Origin of the sequence: Microcoleus sp. F4-D5 (assembly GCF_036704885.1) — a bacterium.
In the GTDB taxonomy this organism is placed as follows: domain Bacteria; phylum Cyanobacteriota; class Cyanobacteriia; order Cyanobacteriales; family Microcoleaceae; genus Microcoleus.
The window spans coordinates 3,187-23,695 of sequence record NZ_JAUBSX010000099.1; the positions used below are offsets into that span (position 1 = coordinate 3,187).

9 protein-coding genes are annotated in these 20,509 nt (G+C 44.7%); 5 read left to right on the top strand and 4 right to left on the bottom strand.

What is annotated here, in order from left to right:
• Positions 1-13: 13 nt before the first annotated feature.
• From QUA80_RS29455 to QUA80_RS29470, 4 genes are read left to right on the top strand one after another with little or no spacing between them, the layout of a single operon-like run.
• Complete coding sequence (locus QUA80_RS29455; RefSeq protein ID WP_333428508.1) at positions 14-5,962, top strand: S8 family serine peptidase; 5,949 nt, start codon at positions 14-16, stop codon at positions 5,960-5,962.
• 34 nt (positions 5,963-5,996) lie between these two features.
• Complete coding sequence (locus tag QUA80_RS29460) at positions 5,997-8,783, top strand: two-partner secretion domain-containing protein (RefSeq protein ID WP_333428509.1); 2,787 nt, start codon at positions 5,997-5,999, stop codon at positions 8,781-8,783.
• Positions 8,773-10,758: a ShlB/FhaC/HecB family hemolysin secretion/activation protein gene (locus QUA80_RS29465; protein ID WP_333428510.1), complete on the top strand. Its 1,986-nt coding sequence runs from the start codon at positions 8,773-8,775 to the stop codon at positions 10,756-10,758. Before QUA80_RS29460 ends, QUA80_RS29465 begins: the two co-directional genes overlap by 11 nt.
• A complete protein-coding gene (locus tag QUA80_RS29470) occupies positions 10,707-13,691 on the top strand; it encodes a CHAT domain-containing protein (RefSeq protein ID WP_333428511.1) in 2,985 nt (994 codons plus the stop codon). The genes QUA80_RS29465 and QUA80_RS29470 overlap by 52 nt, the downstream gene beginning before the upstream one ends.
• Before the next feature lie 30 nt (positions 13,692-13,721).
• Here QUA80_RS29470 and QUA80_RS29475 read toward each other — a convergent pair whose 3' ends face one another.
• Genes QUA80_RS29475 through QUA80_RS29490 form a run of 4 tightly spaced genes read right to left on the bottom strand, consistent with a single transcriptional unit; the run spans position 13,722 to position 19,966 of the window.
• Positions 13,722-14,444 carry a DUF928 domain-containing protein gene (locus QUA80_RS29475; protein WP_333428512.1) on the bottom strand — a complete coding sequence of 241 codons (723 nt, stop codon included), beginning with the start codon at positions 14,442-14,444 and terminating at the stop codon, positions 13,722-13,724.
• A 21-nt stretch (positions 14,445-14,465) separates the two neighbouring features.
• Positions 14,466-16,805, bottom strand: coding sequence for a CHASE2 domain-containing protein (locus QUA80_RS29480; RefSeq protein WP_333428513.1), 2,340 nt, complete (start codon positions 16,803-16,805; stop codon positions 14,466-14,468).
• Positions 16,806-16,833: 28 nt separating this feature from the next.
• Positions 16,834-18,306 (bottom strand): DUF1822 family protein, encoded by a 1,473-nt coding sequence (locus tag QUA80_RS29485; RefSeq protein WP_333428514.1) that lies wholly within the window; start codon positions 18,304-18,306, stop codon positions 16,834-16,836.
• Between the two features lie 4 nt (positions 18,307-18,310).
• Positions 18,311-19,966, bottom strand: coding sequence for a hypothetical protein (locus QUA80_RS29490; RefSeq protein ID WP_333428515.1), 1,656 nt, complete (start codon positions 19,964-19,966; stop codon positions 18,311-18,313).
• Positions 19,967-20,105: 139 nt separating this feature from the next.
• On the opposite strand from QUA80_RS29490, the gene QUA80_RS29495 reads away from it, so the two are divergent.
• Entirely contained in the window at positions 20,106-20,279 is a 174-nt protein-coding gene (locus tag QUA80_RS29495) for a hypothetical protein (RefSeq protein ID WP_333428516.1), read from the top strand.
• Positions 20,280-20,509 lie beyond the last annotated feature (230 nt).

The following is a 20,509-nucleotide window of genomic DNA, read 5'->3' on the forward strand; positions in this document are numbered from 1 at the left end:
AGGCGGAGAATGGGTGAAAATTAGTAATGCTGAAAGTTTCACTGCTGATAGTCAAGGGTGGGGAACTTTTAGCTATTTTTTATCGGACTTAAGTGTAGGAAATTATGAATTAGAGGCGATCGCCTACGATAAAGAAGGCGCTACCAGCAATACGGTACTCAAAAGCTTTACTGTCAAAAACGCAACGCCAACTCCAACTCCAACGCCGATTCCGACTCCAACTCCAACTCCAACAAATACAGCACCCAAAAATTTGCAATTTGATGTTTCAACTACTTATACAGTAGGGGAAGAAATCAGCTTTACGGGCGGTAAAGTTTACGATCCAGATGGTGTTGGCGACCTCAAAAAAGTAGAAATTTCTCAAAGAAAGGAAGGCGGAGAATGGGTGAAGGTTAACAATGTTGAAACTTTCACGGCAGACAGTCAAGGGTGGGGAACTTTTAGCTACTCGCTATCAGAACAGTTAAGTGCGGGGAATTATGAATTAAAGGCGATTGCCCACGATAAAGCCGGCGATACTAGCGAGACGGTAATCAAAAGCTTTACTGTCAAAAACGCAACGCCAACTCCAACTCCAACGCCGACTCCAACTCCAACACCAACTCCGACTCCGACTCCCACACCAACGCCAACACCAACTCCGATTAACCGATCACCAAAAAATTTGCAATTTAGCCTGCCAACTACTTCTAAACCAAATGAGGCAGTTGAGTTAACAAATACCAAAATTTTTGATGCCAATGGATCTGATAATTTAGCTAAAGTAGATTTCTGGTTGCAGAAAGAGGGGGGAGAATGGACGGATATTAGTGATGCTACTACTTTTACTCCCGACAGTTCCGACAATCGTTGGGCAACTTTTAATTACACGTTGAGTGGGTTGGCTGCAGGTAAATACAAATTCAGGGGTATCGCCTACGACAAATCCGGTGCAGCAAGCACTGAAGTCATGTCGAACTTCTCGATTAATACTGCGCCGAGCGATTTACAATTCAAAATCTATCCGCTTTATACAACCGGAGAACAACTTAGCTTCGTCGGTGCTAAGGTGATGGATGCTGAAGGAGCGAGCGACATCGATCGAGTTGACTTTTGGTTGCAGAAAGAAGGCGGTGACAAAATTGAGATTGCGAATGATGTAACTCAGTTTGAGAGCGATAGTGATGGGGTCGGACGATTTAATTTTAGCTACGATTTAAGCCAATTAACACCCGGTAGCTATCAATTGAAGGCGATCGCCTACGACAAATCCGGTGGTGCTAGCGAAGTCGCGACAGAAAAATTTGCCCTCATTACTAATCCCGGTGAAAGCGGGCTTTCCGATGATGTCAAGTTGGCGATCGTCGGTGCTGCAAATCTCGACAGCTACCCACCAGAAGCTTTAGCCGCAACGCGGGAGTGGGTTGTTTGGCTGACGCCCGGACAGTCTTCCGAACAATTAGCAGCTAGTATTGGCGCGATCGATCGGGGAGATACCGGTCACATTCCCAACACTTTTATCTGGGAATTTCCAGAGGGAATCGCTCCGTTAGAGGTGGCGGCTCAGCTAGCAACAGTTTCAGGATTAGAATATGCTTACCCGCAGGTGCCCGTTAGCTTAAGGTTGTTGCACGAACCGCAGGAAACTTTATACAGAGATCAGTGGAATTTACAGAATGCAAATCTCCCCGCTGCTTGGGACGTGGTTAATCCTGCTACTCCCCAAACTGTGCGGGGGCGGGGTGTAACTATTGGGATTGTTGATGATGGTTTGCTATACAATCACCCAGATTTAAGAAGTCGGTATAACCCTAGTGCGAGTTGGGATTTTACAGATCGGGATAGCGATCCGTCGCCCACATCCACAACTAGCTTTACAGCAAATCTTTCACAACCAACAGTTAATAGTTGGAACAGTATAGGATTCTCTATACCTGTGAATTTGACGGGGATGGTGACTGGTGTTAATGCTAGCTTCGATTTAAGTCAATCCCTGCCACCTAATTTGCCCAAACCTGAAGATTTGCAAGTATCTCTTTACAGTCCTGATGCATCCGCGTTCAGCCTTTTCTACCGACGTGCTTCTTTTGGTGCAAGATTGTGGTGGCCCGGTATGGATGATTTGAAATTCACGCAAAAAGCCGACCTGATTTTTACTGGAAATAGCACTCAAAGTTTCATTCTAAATCAATTTAATGGTAGTTATGCTGGTGGTAATTGGCGATTAGAAATTAAGAATCCCAACCCTGATGAGTATGATGCTAACGAAATGCGCCTGCTTAGTGAAGAACTGCTGAAACGCTGGACATTACAAATTAACACTGCTAACCCTCACGGAACCGCAGTTGCAGGAATTGCTGCAGCCAGTGAAAACGGTAGAGGGATTATGGGTGTGGCTCCAGAAGCGAAATTAGCAGGGCTGCGACTATTTGGTAACACAGATCCGCTCAATTATAAGGTTGACCCCTTGGGAAAACAGGTTGCTGATGCTTTGTTCGATCCTCGGACGCAACCGGGACAATCTAATCGCAACCAGTCGATTGATATTTTTAATAACAGTTGGGGCCCTGAATACATGAGGCGGCAACCTTTAGCTCTGCAAGCTTTGGAAACAGGAGTTACCAAAGGTCGAAATGGGCTGGGAAATACCTATGTATTTGCTGGTGGCAATGAAGGGAATTTCTACGGGAATGTCAATTATAATAGCTTCGCTAGTTCCCGTAATGCGATCGCCGTAGGTGCGATCGATCGAGCAGGAAATCACGTCAATTACAGCACACCCGGAGCGGCAATTTTAGTTTCAGCATCCTCCGACAATGGCGATCCTAATAACCCACAAGGGATTACAACAACAGATATTTTTGGAACTGGCCCTGGTGGCTATGCTAACGATTTTGGCGGGACTTCTGCGGCTGCGCCTGTAGTTTCTGGAGTGAATGCTTTGATGTTGGAGGCGAATCGCAACCTTACCAACCGCGATGTGGAACACATTTTGGTCAAGACGGCTCGAAAAAACGATTCAAATGGCACAGATGCAGCAGGAAACCCCAAATGGGTGCAGAATAAAGCGGGACTTTTGGTTAGTTACGAGTATGGCTTTGGGGCTGTCGATGCCGCCGCTGCGACGAATGCTGCTGTTAATTGGACGCCTGTCGGAAAGGAAGTTAAAGTAACTTCTAACTTGCAGAATGTAATTAAAGCAATTCCTGATGGCAATGCAACGGGAGTAGAAGCGAAGGCTGCGATTTCCCAAAATATTATTCTTGAAAAAGCCGAAGTAATTCTTAATGCCAATCATGCCGACTGGGGCGACTTAACAGTCAAACTCATTTCGCCGGATGGCACGGAATCAATTTTAGTAAATACCATCCCTGACATCCCTAATTCCAACAATAGCGACAAACTTGTGCCAGATTCTCCTCAATGGAGGTTTACTTCTGTCCGACACTGGGGCGAGCTATCAAAGGGTGAATGGAAGTTGCAAGTTATTGATAAGAATGGCAACCAATTTAAAGGAGATTGGAATACTTGGCAACTCAACCTTTACGGATTGGAGCTAGATGAGTCTCCTAATGTTGTTACCAATACAAAAGACAGCGGTCCGGGCAGTTTGCGGGAGGTTTTGACTTGGGCAAATAGCAGCCCTGGCAAGGATACAGTTCTCTTCAAGATTCCTCCCACAGATCCTGGCTACAATACCAGCAACAATGCTTTTACCATTCGACCGCTATCACCGCTGCCACGGATTACAGATTCAGTAATTATTGATGGAACCAGCCAGCCGGGATATTCAACTCGACCAGCGATTGAATTAGATGGCAGTAATGTATCCGTGGATGGTTTGTATATCTCTGCTGGCAACAGTACGGTAAGAGGCTTAACCATCAACCGTTTTGGTGTTGACGCTATCAGATTGAGCGATAATGGCGGTAACCTTATTGAAGGAAACTTCATTGGTACTGATGTAACTGGTACTCAAGATTTAGGCAACGGCTATAGTGGCATATCAGTTTGGTCTTCTAATAATACTATTGGCGGTACAACGGTTAAAGCACGAAATATCATATCGGGCAACGAGCGCGTTGGCATTTACATGGAGGGGGCAAGTGCTAGCAATAACCTCATTCAAGGCAACTATATCGGTAGCGATATCACGGGTACTCAAAAATTGGGAAATACAAATGGTGGTATTTTTATTTTTGGCGCACCTAACAACACTATTGGCGGGACAGCAGTTGGAGCATCAAACTTGATATTCGGTAACGGTAGGAATGGTGTCTCTCTTACCCGTGCTAGTGCGACGGGCAATGCTATTTTATCTAATTCGATCTTGGGGAACGCTCTCTTGGGAATCGATCTGGGAAATGATGATTTGACGGTAAATGATGTGGGAGATAGCGACACGGGTTCTAACAACTTCCAGAATTTTCCCGAGCTGACTTCCGCGATCTCTAGCGGTGGAAATACGACAATTCAAGGAAAGATAAATAGCACTCCCAACACTACATTCAGAGTAGAGTTCTTCTCTAACAAACTTTTAGATGACTCTGGTTTTGGTGGGGGTGAGTTTGGTAGTGGTGATTTTGGTGGTGGCGGTTATGGAGAAGGAGAGAAGTTCCTTGGGTTCCAAAACGTAACGACTGATAGTAATGGCAATGCTAATGTTGAGATTAAGTTACCAGTAGCTGTTCCCATTGGTCAATTTATTACTGCCACGGCTACAGATCCGAATAATAATACTTCGGAGTTTTCTCAGAACCTTGAAGTTAAAGCAAATTCCGATCCTAAGCTAGAGTGGGTACGCCAGTTTGGTACTCCGCTTCAGGAGATAGGTAGAGATATTGCCACAGATAGTGCTGGAAATGTTTATATGGTTGGTTTGACAGGGGATGGCGATGCTACTACCGGTAACTGGGATACTTTATTCACCAAGTATGACGCTAATGGTAACCTACTTTGGCAGAAACAATTAGCTGACCCTGCAACGGATTATGCTTTAGGAGTAAAGATTGACGCAGCCAATAATGTTTATATTATTGGATACACTAATACCAATTCTGATTCTGACCGTGATGCTTATATCTATAAATATGATACCAATGGTAGTGAAATCTGGAAGAAAGTATTTAGCAGTCAAGATACCTTTGCGGATGCGGCAGACTACGCTACCGGAGTCGGCATTGATAATGCAGGCAATATCTATGTTGCTGGTAATACTTGGAGCTCTTTTAATCCTGAGAAAGCATGGTCAAAAAATCCTCCCAATCAAGATGCTTTCATCGCTAAATACGATACTAATGGCAATCAGGTTTGGATTAAAGATTTTGGCACAGATCAAGACGAAAATGTGCGATCAGTTACTACTGATAATGCCGGCAACAGCTATATTGTAGGACAAACTAGCGGAAGTTTGGGAGTCCGCGTGGATGGAGTAGATGCTTTCATCGCTAAATATGATACTAATGGCAACCAAGTTTGGTTGCGTCAGTTTGGTACATTAGCCTCCGACATTGCTTATGGAGTAAAACTTGACAGTGCTGGTAGTATTTATGTCACTGGAAGCACTAGAGGCAACTTGAACGGCAATAACAATAGCGGTGGAGCGGATAGTTTTGTAGTGAAGTATGATTCCAACGGCAATCAGTTTTGGACGAATCAGTTTGGAACGGTTGGCAGTGAAAATATACCCGGAGTTAGCTTAGATAAAAATGGGAATATATATGTTGCCGGCATGACTGAGGGTTCTTTAGATGGCAGTACGAATGCAGGAAACTATGATATCTTTGTAACCAAGTTGGATAGCAGTGGCGTTCGTTCGTGGAGCCAACAGCTAGGTACTGCGGGTGAAGATAATGCATACAAGCTCTTTATCGACGATGCTAACAACATCTATATAACTGGCAGTGTCAGCGGGTCCTTGGAAGGTCAGCCCCATGCAGGCTCTAGCGATGCTGTTCTACTCAAATATAAGATTGGTTAAATAATAGGCAACTAATAGGTAGGTGCTGTGTCGCGTGAGCAATAAAACAAAAGCCAAAATATTCTGCATTCTATTTTACATTTGTGGCTTTCCAACTTGGGCGATCGCCCAAGTTGTCCCCGATGCCACTCTACCCAACAATTCCACCGTCACCCCAGACGGCAACACCTTTACCATTGAAGGCGGCACGGAAGCGGGGCGCAACCTATTCCACAGCTTTCGCGAATTTTCCGTCCCCACCGGTGGCACAGCGTTTTTCAACAACGTTGATACGATTCAAAATATCTTCACTCGCGTCACAGGCGGGTCAATTTCTAACATTGATGGCATTCTCGAAACCAAGAACCCTGCTAACCTATTTCTCCTTAACCCCAACGGCATTATTTTTGGTCCGAATGCCAGCCTGAATATCGGTGGCTCGTTTCTAGGCACTACAGCTAATAGCATTAACTTTGCTGACGGCACCTCATTCAGTGCCACAAACACCCAAACAACTCCTCTGCTAACTATCAGCATTCCCACTAGCTTGCAATTTGGTCTGAATCCCGGTCAAATTGTCAATCAATCTATCGCAACTTCCGCAATTGAGGAAAGTAACCAAGAACCTGTAGGCTTAGAAGTTGCAGAAGGTCAAACTTTAGCGCTAGCAGGCGGCGACATAGCGCTTCCCGGCGGCATTCTGACAGCATCGGGAGGCAGGATTGAACTTGGTAGCGTTGCTGGCAATAGCTCAGTCAGCCTGACCCTCAACGACTCAGGTTTCGCACTCGGATATGCAGGCGTCCAGAACTTCCAAGACATTCAACTGTCACAAGGTGCTGTTGTCGATGCTGGCGGTGAAGGTGGCGGCACTATTCAAGTACAGGGACGGCGGGTGGTGCTGACGGAGGACTCAGGAATTCTCTCCCAGACTTTCGGCAACCAAGACGGAGGTGCAGTCTCCATCCAAGCAGTACAGTTCACCGCTGAAGGTGGTGGTTATGTAGATACAACGACCTACGGTGCTGGTCGGGGGGGCAATTTATCCGTCACAGCTACAGATTCCATAGAACTAAGTGGAACTAATCCTGATGGCACTTTGCCCAGCGGTTTCTTTGCTCAAGTCGATTTACAGGAAGGGCAAACTGCACCAACCACGGGAAATGCAGGAGATTTAACGATCGCCACCGGTCGATTAATTCTGCGAGATGGCGCACAGATAGCATCAAATACTTTTTCTGATGGTTCGGGGGGAAGATTAACTGTCGCTGCTTCCCAGTCCATAGAACTAATAGGCAGATCGGCAAACGGTCTGATTCCGAGCGCCTTGCTAACTCAAGCTGAACCTGATTCTTCTGGGAATTCACAAGATTTAACCATTTCCACCAGGCAGTTGACCTTGCGAGATGGCAGTGAAATTTCATCTACCACCAACAGCACGGGGAATGCAGGCAATATACTCATTCAAGCGTCCGAGCAGTCGATCGTTCAAGATCTTGCTGGAGTGTCTGCTTTCACTTTAGGTAATGGGCGCGGTGGCAAGATCACCATTGAAACAGGACGCTTGATCGTTCAAAATGGCGGTCAGGTATTAGCAACAACTCAAGGCAGCGGGCAAGCAGGGACTTTAACTGTCAATGCCAGAGAATCTGTCGAACTCGCTGGAACTGGTATAGATGGATCTCCCAGCGGTTTGTTCACCCAGTCCACAGGGAAAGTAACGGACTCTGATGCTGGCAATGCAGATGACTTGACAGTAACAACCAGGCAGTTAACGGTTCGGGATGGAGCCGCGATATCAGCAGATACTTTTGCAGGTGGAAAGGGAGGTTCTCTTGCAGTCAATGTTTCAGAGTCTATTGAAGTGACTGGAACTTCCGGCATCGTGCCACCAGAGGTTTCTCCCTTAGTCAGGGCCGACGGGCGTTTGCCCAGCCGTTTGACAGCAGTGACAACGGGCAGCGGAGAAGCAGGGAACGTAACGATTAATACAGGTAATACAGGACTGCTGAGTGTACGGGATGGGGCAAGTGTTGCTGTAGATGGGAGTCGAGGTACGGGTTCTGCCGGCAACCTGGAGGTTCAAGCAGGCGACATCCGCTTGGACAATGGTATTATTACGGCGGAAACATTTTCGGGCGATCGCGGCAATATCAACCTCCGAGTGTCAAACTACTTACTGATGCGCGACAACAGCAACATTACCGTCACCGCCAGCGGCAATGCCAGAGGTGGCAATATCAACATCAATACCAGAGCCGTAATTGCTGGTATCAACAGCGACATCACGGCCAATGCCGTCAACCAAGCAGCCGGCCGCGTGGAAATTACAGCCCCAGAAGGCATTTTTGGAGCCCGATCGCGCCGTGAAACAGCTCCCGCTGCCAACCTCACCAGCGACATCACCGCTACTTCCCTGGCCGGCCCGCAACTCGACGGTGATGTGCTCCTCAACACTCCTGACGTTGACCCCACCCAAGGCGCGGTTCAGTTGCCGGAGACGATCGCCAATCCCGACGCGATCACCCAAATTTGTCCGGCTCAACGGAAGCCGGGAGAAGACAGAACCTTTACCAGAACCGGGCGCGGCTTGCCTGCCAATCCGGGGGAAACCCTCAGCGGCGGCTCTGCAACCGTAGGCTTAGCTGACGCTGTACCGCCTGTCGAAGGGCGATCGAGAACTGCACCACCCCAGCAGGCGGTTCGCCCCGCTGCTCGCCCCATCCAACCGGCTCGCGGTTGGGCGGTTAACAGCAAAGGGGAAGTCATTTTCACTGCCAATCCTGCATCGGTTCCGCTTCAAAGTCCCGTTACTCCTAACCCACCCTGCAATGTTCAATAACAGAAATCGGAACTGGGGCGATCGCTTGTTGCCGTTGAGTGCGGGCTTGTTAGCAAGCAGCTTGGCAGCTAGCCCGCTGAAGGCGCAAACTGTTCTGCAGCAGCCTGCTGAAGAGTTGAATGCGCGCGAACTCCCAAACTTGACTGTTCAGATTCCCAACCCCGCAGAACCTCTGGAACGCCAAACCACTCCTTCCCGGCAGAACCCGCAAAACCTGCCACCTACAGAACCCTCTCCCACACTGGAAGAAAGAAAGATTGAACCCAATTTCGATACCGGTGAAGCTTACGAATGCTCTATCCCAGTGCCGTCAGAAGAGCGATCGCCCGCAACTCAAACGCCGGAAGATAGCACAACCGATCGAGCGGAAGATAGCACAACTGATGGAGCGGGGGATAGCACAACTGATGGAGCGATCGAGGCGATCACAGTTACTAATTTTCGCTTCGTTGGCAATACAGTTTTCAGTCAAGAAACTCTCGATCGAGAAGTTACCCGACAATTTCTCAAATTAGATAGCACTACTAACCGCTTCCGAGAAAGTCAAATTACTTTCGCTCAATTGCAGCAAGTAATTTCCGAAGTCACAAAGTTTTACAATCAAAGGGGATACATTAACTCTTTTGCCTACATTCCCACAACCAGCGAAGAACCCAATCAACGATTGCAAAATAGAGGCGCTGCGGTCGAAGTTATTATTAAAATCGTTGAAGGCGGATTGGAATCAATTCGAGTCAGGAGGCGGACGGCAAGGCAACGCCTCAACCTCGATTATGTATGCAGCCGTTTGGCGATTGCATCGCAACCTTTAGAAGTTTCTCGCCTGCTAGATGCTCTGCGATTGCTCGAACTCGATCCATTAATCGAAAATATTTCTGCTGAATTGATACCCGGTTCGCAGGTACACAGAAGTGCATTAGAAGTTAAATTTGAAGAGGAAAAAACTTTCAGTGTAGCAGTATTGATAGATAACCGCCGCGCTCCCAGCGTCGGTACTGTCCGCCGCCAAGTGGAAGTAAACGAAGCAAATTTGTTGGGACGCGGAGATGATTTGAGTCTTGCCTACACGAATACCGACGGCAGCAATGCCTTCGATCTAAGCTATACATTGCCCTTAAATCCGAATAACGGAACGGTTAATGTAGCAGCAGGAACTACTGCAAATCGCGTCGTTGAACCGCCTTTTGAAGATGTCGATCTCAGAGCGGCGGCGCGATATTTAGATATTACTGTGCGGCAACCTTTATTAAGGACTCCCCGACAAGAAGTTGCGATCGGTTTGACTGCAACTCGGCGGGAAAGCGGCACTTCAATTTTAGGCGAAGATTTCCCCCTCTCTCCGGGAGCCGATGAAAAAGGGCGATCGCGCATTTCGGCCCTGCGATTCTTTCAGGATTGGACGGTGCGGAGCAATGAAGAATTGTTGGCATTTCGATCGCAATTTAGTTTGGGATTGGACGCCTTCAATGCTACTGTTAACTCAGAAGCTCCTGACAGCAGATTTTTGGCATGGCGGGGACAAGCCCAGTGGGTTCGCCGTTTGGCAAGAGACACTTTTGTCTTTGCCAGCACCGACTTGCAATTAGCAGATAGAGCGCTTTTACCTCTAGAACAATTTGGTCTTGGAGGTTTCAATAGCGTGAGAGGCTACCGGCAAGATTTACTGTTAGGCGATAATGGAATTGCCGCATCGGCCGAGCTGCGATTTCCGATTGTCGGTCGGTCTGATCGAGGGTTAGGAGTCGTACAAATTGCTCCTTTTATTGATGCGGGGAGAGTGTGGAACAGTTCCGGTAGAGAGGATTTCGATCCTCAAACGTTGGTATCTGTGGGGGCGGGATTGCGCTGGGAAATGAGCGATAACCTTGCAGCAAGTTTTTATTGGGGCATTCCTTTAGTTGACGTGAATTCGAGGCAGAGGACATGGCAAGAAAAAGGGTTACATTTTTCCGTGCGATCGAGGTTTTATTTTTGAAACTTACGCGCCAAATCAAGATAAAAAGTATTAGGTTGTTTTCTATCCTATTTTTAACAGTATTATTCTCAGTTTTAGCAACAAACGTCCGAGCTCACCAAATATTTAGTTGGGAAGTAGGAAAAACAGAAATTACTCAACAAAATCGTGTGGGGGCGATCGCTGCTGCCCTCCAGCAACGAGAGGGAAGTGAATGGGAAAAGTTAGCAAGGGAAAGCTATGCGGCAGGAGAGTTTGAGGAAGCAGCGAAGTATTGGCAGCAAGCTGTGGCGGCTTTTGAAGTTAAAGGAGATTGGTTAAATCAAGCGATCGCCCTCAGCAACCTTTCGTTAACTTACCAACAGTTGGGACGCTGGCAGGAGGCAGAAACAGCAATTGAAAAAAGTTTGAGCTTGCTGCCGCAGGAGTCGGGGGAAAATTCGCCAGCAGAACTAAGGGCGATCGCTCAGACTCTTGACATCAAAGGCAACGGGCAATGGGAACGGGGGCCAGTCAATTTTGCTTTAAAAACTTGGCAGCAAGCTGCTAGCATTTATGTTAAATTAAAGGATGAATTCGGGTGGAAGCGCAGCTTGATTTCTCAAGTCAAAGCCATGCAAGAGTTAGGGCTTTACGAACAGGCTTGTCAAACATTAATGCCAGCGATCGAGGTGGATAATAAGGGAAAATTTGCCCTTCCCGATCGAACCTGCGATCTGTTAACCAATAGCAATAGTTTAAATGAATTAGAAAAGCTTTTACAAACACTATTAAATCCAAATTTAAAAAGCATCCAATTAACAGGGGTTCGCCTCCTCGGCGATGTGTTGAGGCAGCTTGGATTTTTAGACAATTCACAGAAGTTTCTGGCAGCAGTCGATCGAGCGATCGCCCAGGAAAACAATCCTCAAGAAAGAGCTTTGGTTTGGCTGAGTTTAGGAAATACTTACGAAGCTTTAGGGAATAGAAATCGATTGCTAGCTGAGTCTGGAGATAACAATTATATAAATAATTACTCAATAGCTTTAGATTACTATCGAAGAGCGATCGAGGCTGCTGATACTTCTTTTATTAAAGTCCAGGCACGGTTAAATTTATTCAGCCTTTTAGTAGATGAAAAAATCTGGACTAAGATCGATATTCGGGAAACTGAAGAGTTGCGGTTGGCAATTTTATCTCAGTTGAGCCAGTTACCGCAGAGCCGTCATAAAATATATGCAGAAGTTAGCTTGATGAAAAGCTTAGCTAACCTGAAAAATGAAGAGTTAAAACCTGCAAATAATCTGTCCAACTTAAGGGCTGAAAAGACAGAATCACTTTCTAATTACTGTTTGCCCGATTCCTTAACTGTTTCGGAAAGCTTGCCTCAAAATACTCAAACTCTATCTTGGGGAGAAATTGTAAATCTGGGAGCGAAAGCTGTCAAATTAGGCAAGGATTTAGGCGATTTAAGGGCAACAGCTTATGCTTTGGGTAATTTGGGCAGGATTTACGAACAGAAACAGCAATGGTTAGAGGCTCAACAGTGTACGGAACAAGCTTTACTTTTGTCGCAAAATGTTCAGCTAAATTCGCCGGATCTTACCTATCAGTGGCAGTGGCAATTGGGGCGGATTCGTTGGCAGGGGAAAGAGAAAGATATTCAAGGTGCGATCGCGGCTTATACGGCTGCATTTAATACTTTACAATCGGTACGCAACGATTTTGTACCGATTAGTCGGGACGGACAGTTTGATTTTCGCGATCGGGTAGAACCAGTGTATCGCGAATTGGTAGATTTGTTGTTGCAGGGGGAGGAACCGAGTCAGGAGAATTTGAAGCAAGCTCGGAATGTCATTGAAGCCCTTCAGGTTGCTGAATTGGAGAACTTTTTTAGAGAAGCTTGTCTTCAGATTAAAACCAAACAAATTGATGGGATCGATCGAGCAGCCGCAGTGATTTATCCAATTATTTTAGAAGATAGGTTAGAAATTATTTTCTCCCTACCCGATCGACTATTGCACCATCGCCCATCCGATACACCTCGCAGAAAAGTTGAGGCACTTCTGAAAAACTTGCAAGGCGAATTGAGCGAAGCAGATGCACCTGCTGAAGTTACAAAAATTTCTAAAATAATTTATGGATGGTTAATTAAGCCATTTAATAAATATCTCGAACAATACCCTGACTTAAAAACATTAGTATTCGTCTTAGATAGCAGCTTCCGCAATATTCCAATGAGCGTCTTATCTGATTATGATGAAGTTACTAAAAAAGGCACTTATCTCATCGAAAAATATGCTATTGCCCTAGCACCAGGCTTGCAACTCATCAGCCCCAATTCCTGGCAACCAGAAAGGTTAAAAGTTTTAATTGCAGGCTTGAGTGAAGAACGGATTTTCCCTGGGAGAATTCCATTCCCCGCTCTTAAATATGTAGATCGGGAGTTAGGAAATATCAAAAAAGAGGTTTCTAGCAGCGAAAAACCGCTGATTAACCAAGATTTTCTCAAAAATAGCTTAAGAGAGCAAATTAACTCTTTTCGTTCCTCTGTGATTCATATAGCAACTCATGGTGAATTCAGTTCAGATCCAGAACAAACTTTTATTGTTGCTTATGATGACGTGATCCAGAGTAAAGAGTTAAGTGATATACTCAGCAGCAGGCGCGATCGCAAAGATAATACTATTGAATTATTGGTTTTGAGTGCTTGTAGAACAGCCAAGGGCGATCCTAGAGCTGCACTAGGGCTAGCTGGAGTCGCCGTGCGATCGGGAGCGCGCAGTACATTAGCAACATTATGGTATGTTGACGATGAGTCTACGGCGGAACTAATGGTTAAGTTCTACAATGAACTAAAAAAACCTAATGCGAATAAAGCTGAAGCGCTCCGCCAAGCCCAATTATCGCTTCTAGCCAAAAAATCCGATCCCTATTATTGGGCTCCTTTTGTTATGCTCGGAAATTGGTTGTAATAATGGTCTTTTTATTTTGATATAAATATTTTAGCGAGGCAGCACCGGGCCTACTATTTTTTCTTCCTTCAACTCTTCCAAATTCATAGCTTTCAAGATGTTCGCCCAGTCATTAGGGCGGCTGCGAATCTGCGCCAAGTCAGGCATATCATACCAAAGCTGGTTAGCAATATAGATTGCAGCACGATTTTCTATTGTTGCAGCCTGCAACTGAGCGTCAAGATTTCCTCGATCGACCCGTTTCACCAAACCTTTATGAGAAACCGAATTAGATCCCGATGAGTTTTGAGACGAACAGTAAAGTCGGAAATACCAGCGATAGGTTTTATTAATCTCTAAAGGTTTTTGCTGTTGAGGAAGGTTGACGCTAACAATGCCTGGAGTTTCAGGTAGTTTGAAATCCATTTTGTAGATTCGATTTCCTTCTGCATCTTCTAAAGAAAAAGTTCCATAGCTGACGCTTTTGCTGCTGTAGGGAACATAAAACCACAAAGTAGGACGATCGGTAATTGTCGAGACTAAAAAATCTGGACTGTTAGGAGGTAAGAAAGGAGTAAAAGGTAAACCTGCTGTCTCTTCACAAGGCCCGCGAGTTCCTGATGGCTTTCGATCGGGAGGTCTACTATTTACAGGCGGTTGTTGGGATTCAGAAACTACGAGATTGTTTAAATTAAGTTGCACCTGTCCCAAAACTAAGCAGTTTGTCACGTTAATAACCGCCAGCGTCCAAGCGCAGGTGAACAGAGTTTTCATATAGGTATGCTTTGGGAGCTGCTATGAGTCTTTCCTAGCATTGTAGACTATTAAACATCCGCTAGCACCTAACAAAGCAAATCCTGATGGTACGAGGGGTAGCACGCATCCTGATGTCACCAAACTAAATCCGCAGATCCCATATAAAATAATGAGTAGCGCTCCTTGAGCTAATCCTAAATGCAGTCGCGATTGAAGGCGGATAGCACAAAAACCCCCCACCACAGACCAAAGAAAAATCAAAACAGTATCGCCCCACTGAGGTAAAAACCACATTAGAGGTATACGATCCTCAACGGCAGTAATAATTTGACTGACCCTCTGGGCTAAAAACATTAAGCTAGGAATCTCTTGGTTGTAAGGTGTATTATAGTTTGCGTTGTTTCTAGTTGGATCTGTAACACCAATTAAAACAATTTTATCCTTGATATCAGATGGATTGACCTGCTCGTTGAGAATTTGCATCAGGGTTACTCGCTCAGCAATGTCAATGAGCGATCGGCGCGATCGATAATTCAAGATTATTTGAAATCCACTTAAGTTTTCTTTTTGATACAAACCTCGATTTGTTTCTAAATTTTTGAAATCTGTTTTTCCGACTTTCCAATAATGCTCTCGAAACTCGACTGGCAGCTTGGTAATCCGCTCGGCGGTACTATTCGGTTGGTTTTGCAAATAATGTAAAGCTAGCTGAAAGCTTAGCGAAAAAAATGTTTTGCACTGAGAAGACGGGTAGGGCTTCATAGCCAATAAATGTCTCCGGATAGTGCGATCGGAATCTTCTACAATATCGCCAAATCCGGGTCTGCTATCTGGCAGGTTTGGTATTGGTACAATCCCTTCTGGTATTTTTTCCGAAGAAAATATACAAATAGGAATTACGCGCTCGTTCTTTTGTAAGTATTTAATTAAATCATTACGCCCTTGTCCTTGTGGAACATCTCTATAAATATCCAAGCCAATAGTTCGCGGTTGGTGCTTATTTAATTTTTCTAAAACCCGAACTATTGTTTTATCCTGTAAGGGATATTCATTATTTAATTGCTTGAAATCATCGGCAGTAGCTTCGACAATTAATAAGCGGGAATCCAGCCCTTTATCTGGCATTATCTGTGCGAGTCGATCGAAAGCTGTTTTTTCTAAAGGTTCTAACAATCCTAGCGATCGCACTCCCAACATAGCACCTGTGACTAACACGCTAGCTACCAACACAGTCCGAAGATTGCGCCAAATCGATACACGCTGAAATTCTTCTTCATTACCCTTCAGCAACTCATCCCAAGTGGGAGGCTCAACTGCAGGGTGTTCGTAAATCATCGGCAGCCAACTAGCACAGGGATATTTACCCTCCATCCCGTGCAACCTTTCCCGCGCCTTTCTAACAGAGTCGTGCAAAGATTTTTTTTCCCTAGCAAATGCCTCCAGAAAATATTCCAAAAACTTCTGAGCGACTTCATCCGGCACTCGCTCTCGCATGGCAATTACGGCAGGAATTTGCAGCGAAGCTAGTTCGTTGACTAATCCCATGCCGTCACAAGAATTAAAAATTGCTAATTTTAAACCGTGTTCGATCGCATTTTGTAAACCATACTTTAAATCTTCAATTGCTATGCTTTCAGTTTCGCTCAGAGCAAGCTTACCCTGCTTGTAATCATCTTCGCTAGAACTGTGGCCGGCGAAGAATAAAATATCCCAATTCTGCTCCCATAACTGGTCATTAAGCTTGCTGCTGCTAGTAGCTACTAAAGTTACAATCTCTGCATCATCACGGGCAATAGATTCTTTCAATAACCGTAAATCTGCCTCAACATCTATGTCTGTACTATCTCCTAATATTACCAAAATTCTAATTTTATTTTTATATTTAATTCGGTAATTTGCGGAGTCAATATTGGTAGTGAACAGAGTAAAAATCGGCTCTATTTTAAACAGTTCAAAATGTTTCCATAAGTGCCAAGGCAAGCTCCATAGAGCAACATTATCTGTTTGAACTATCAGCCTGACATTGCCTTCCTCAGCGCTCAATACTTGCAAAAGCCGATCTCTGACTGGTTGGAAATTACTATCCCCAGAATTTAGCCAATTATTCACGCTAATTTCTACGTAATCGGCTAATTCTTTAACTGAAATATTGGTAATTTGCCCTTTCTTAACCTTTTCTAATTTGCGATAAAAACCCAAACCGCGATCGATGCGAGTTTGCTGCAAATTCTCGTAGCATTCTCTCAAATCATTAGCTGGCGGTAAATACCCCCTAATTTGAAAATTCATCGAGTGAATGCGATCGCCAACTTTGAGAGCGATCGGATAGCGCTGTTGGGTGTCAGCATCGCCTATTTCCAAAATTACAAGCTTGCTCATGGACTTTAATTTGTTGTTACTAATTTAGTTAAATGGTAAAATCTTCTGTGATACTAACTTCGCCGTCAGCGATTTTTACCTGGAAATAGTCGCCTATATTCGCCCCAAATTCATAGTTCAGGCTATTTGTAAAATTGTGCGCTTGTTCTTCCCAGAAAACATCACCTTCTTCATCTAGGATAATTAGTTGGAGATTGGGCGGCAGAGTTTTCGATCGCACCGGCAATACCCGCAAGAAAACATTAGTTTTATCAGTTCCTTCAGGTAAGAGAGTTATTTCCAACAAAACCCGATCGGTATCTAGCTGCATTTTTAATTTAACAATCTTACCAATTCTCACCCCTGCAGCGGAATTGTTGGGATCGAGTTTTCCTAAACTGACGGCAGCTTGGCGCTGCAAGGTATCATCTTGAGTATTTTGCAGGAACTGTGTCAATGCTAAAATTGCCTCCTGATTTCCACGCTCAGCGCAACCTAATAAATCAGCAGCCCGCAATTGAGTGTTTTTATTGCGATCGTGCAATAATTCAATTAGTGTGGGAATTCCTTTCGTGCTGCTAGAACCACCGTACCGATACCGTTCAGATCCTGCTAGCGCAGAAATAAAATTAGGCTCTAAAATTCCCAACTTCTCAATTATTTCATCAGCCATTTCCCATCCAGCTTGCAAATAAGCCTTTGCCCGCTGAATCAAATTTGCTTGACTTTGAACCACCACAGAGGGCGCAGCAGCTACTGCTGGTTCCTGAATAATTCCTAAACGCCGATCGTAGAGTTGTTGCCTGCATTCATCATTAGCTAAAAAAGATGCCCACTGTGCAAATGGGACTATCAGCCGAGGAGAATATACTGATAAATTACCCAAAGTATGTAGTAATTCAGTCGCTTTCAAATCGGATAAACTTGGCAATGGTGAGATTTCTGCTTGCAAGTTTAATCCGAAAGTAATTTGCATCACGGTAAGGGATGCTGTTAACTCCTCGATTGCTAAAGAATAAGTACGATCGCCCTCATTATACCTACCGTCATTCTTTAATTGGCGGTGCGTTGCAAAGCCAGATAACTCTATCCAACACTCATCATCATCTCCATCCAAATTCACTTGTACGGGGAGATAATAGTCAGCACTCCAGTTAGGAATATCCACCCACTCCTGCGGTACGCAAAACTCTTCTAACTCTGCCTCATCGCTGGGAATTAATACCAGCCTAGTTTCGCCAATTTGAAATGCAGTACCATTCAACACTTCCCAAATACTAGCAATATCCCGATCGTGCCAGACTGAAGGTTGAGGGAATGCTTCTTCTGCCAGCCATTCCGACAACCAATTCAAGAATGTTTTTAAACAAACACCATTGAGATAAGCATTGTAGCGAGAAATCGGATTAGAATGATGTTGAGCTTGATGCCAGACAATTTCTCGCTCGGCTTCGTTAATTGTCAATTGCAAACGGTTAGAGTCATGAAAAGCAATAGACTGTAATTTGTTAAGTTCAAACATTTTTTTATTCTCCTTTTTGAGAAGCAGTTAAAGTTTCCAGGCAGTGTTGGACGATCGCCTCAATAACTTGAGAGCTATCTTCGGCATCTATGGATAAATTCAGAGCGCGACGAGCAGCTAAAAATCGAGGTTTATAAAACTTTATTAGCCACTTTTCGACACACTGCGTCTCCCAAACCTTCAGCAACTTTATCAATTTTGTCTGTAATTTATGCTGAGATTGAGAGATTGTAGCAGTTAGCTCTAATAAATTCATGCCAAGCCGAGTGGCAATGTTTTCTTCTGCTAGCTGCTGGCCGTACCGAAGGCGCAAAACTTCTTGCTCTCGAGAATCAAGTTCCGCGATCGCTTCAACTAAGGCGGCCGATCTGTAATCCGCTCTCTGAGGGGCGCGGAAGTCTTTCTGCAGCCATCCAACTACATACTCATCAACCCGTTGATGGGGTTGGGACAAGTTCCCAAAAGTTTCTAATAGTTGAATTTTCATTCTTTTGAGTTTTCTAGAAATAGATGTTTGGTCTATTTTTAATTGATTTTCTAGTTGTTTTTGCTTGAATCCTGCACCGTAATAAAGTAATAGCATTTTATGCTGCTCTTGTTTAAAAGTTTCTAAGTTTTTGCGAAAAGCCGAGTCAAGTAGGCGGTAAATTTCCCATGCTGGGTCATCCGTAATTTCTATGTCATCTATAGGCGGTTTTCTCAGATCTGATTCACCCAACAATTTGTCACGAACTCCTTCTGGAAGCTCTTCTAAAAATTGTGGATACTTGATGGAATTGGGGTAATTTTGTAACGCAATAATGCACCTATTCATCCAATCTTGCATTGTCTCTGAGCTGATGTTTCCACCTGCCGAGACTTCATGTGGCGCTGAAGGCATGAACTTTTCTGCATTGTAACATTCCGCCGCAGCATGAAAATCTTCAATGTCAGCATCCGGCCATTTTTGCCCTCTTTGCCAAATAGCGGGATTATTAACCTTATTCAAGAGATAAACTTGTTTAAAGTATTTCCGTGCAAATTTAAATTGAGAAATATAAGGTTCTCGATATTCAGCTCTTTCCAGCGCTTTCTGAAGCTCCTTATCACTTTTTTGAGCTAGCAGCCGCCAGCGCGAGAACTTACCGACACCTGATTCAGATTTGATAAATCCTATCAAACTTTTGCCGATGTAAGTATCTAAAGAAGTTTGATGAGAAATATCATAAGATTTTAACAGCCTCAAAAGATTGTCAAAATCGTAAATAAAAATGCGAGGATAGTAGAGGTATTCCTCCCAAGAGCTAGATTTTAACTGCTGCCATACTTCTCTAGCTGCGTAGTAGCAGCTTTTTTCAAAGTAACTAGCCAAGTGTTCTAAAGCTAGTCTTTTCCTATTGTTCGGTTCCCAGTCTTCGGCAATATGCGACGGAGAATCAATCGCTATATGCCTCCAAAATTCGGCTATATTTTTACTTCGAGCGGGCTGGCCGCACAACTGTGAAAGTTCCTGATTTCGTTCTTTGTATAACTCAAAGTTGCGTTTCAGTTCAGCATAAATTTGCCACCGAATTGCAGAGCGACTGTTGTGGCTTGCCAGCACGAGATAGGTGAAAAAATTCTCGCCGTTATCTCGACGATCGGGCAATCTGGGCATACTTTCCTGAGAATAGTCGGGCATCTTAGCTGATTCTCCAATAACAACAAAGGAAAAATTGATACGGGATTTTTTAGTTGAAACTTGACTCGCCTAGTTGGAAGCTATGCCGGGGCCCGGGCAGCTACTCCATTGCAGACTGTTCGCCGATAGGGGGTTGGAGATGTTGCTCAGTGGCAGCAGAAAAGGTGCGATCGATTTGAGCATAGAGGCTGTAAGAGAACTTAGAAAGCTTACTACTTACTTATTGGCACCGCCAGCCGACAATTATGCAGGTAGCTCTGAGTGGAAACGCAGTATTGTTTCCGAGCAAGGTACTAGAGCATCACTCCAGTAGAACCTGCTGCATTAGGTTCGGGCCAATTTTTCGTCGAGCGTCGAACGCTGAAACAACCTTTTTTTTCGTTGAGAATCATTCTACTGGAGTGGCGTTCCAGCAGTGTATCTTTTGCTTGCCCGCGTACTGGACTTTGGACAAAGAGGGAAAGTAGTTCGCGATTTAATGACGCGAAGTAAAGTAGTGAGTTAAATACTATCGGGAGCATTCTCAATTAGCTAGCGAGAATG

What these genes read in the sequence shown, in the direction of transcription:
- QUA80_RS29475 (WP_333428512.1), bottom strand. Translation starts at nt 14,444, where the DNA reads ATGAAAACTCTGTTCACCTGCGCTTGGACGCTGGCGGTTATTAACGTG.
- QUA80_RS29495 (WP_333428516.1), top strand. Translation starts at nt 20,106, where the DNA reads ATGTTGCTCAGTGGCAGCAGAAAAGGTGCGATCGATTTGAGCATAGAG.
- QUA80_RS29485 (WP_333428514.1), bottom strand. Translation starts at nt 18,306, where the DNA reads ATGTTTGAACTTAACAAATTACAGTCTATTGCTTTTCATGACTCTAAC.
- QUA80_RS29470 (WP_333428511.1), top strand. Translation starts at nt 10,707, where the DNA reads ATGGCAAGAAAAAGGGTTACATTTTTCCGTGCGATCGAGGTTTTATTT.
- QUA80_RS29465 (WP_333428510.1), top strand. Translation starts at nt 8,773, where the DNA reads ATGTTCAATAACAGAAATCGGAACTGGGGCGATCGCTTGTTGCCGTTG.
- QUA80_RS29480 (WP_333428513.1), bottom strand. Translation starts at nt 16,805, where the DNA reads ATGAGCAAGCTTGTAATTTTGGAAATAGGCGATGCTGACACCCAACAG.
- QUA80_RS29490 (WP_333428515.1), bottom strand. Translation starts at nt 19,966, where the DNA reads ATGCCCGACTATTCTCAGGAAAGTATGCCCAGATTGCCCGATCGTCGA.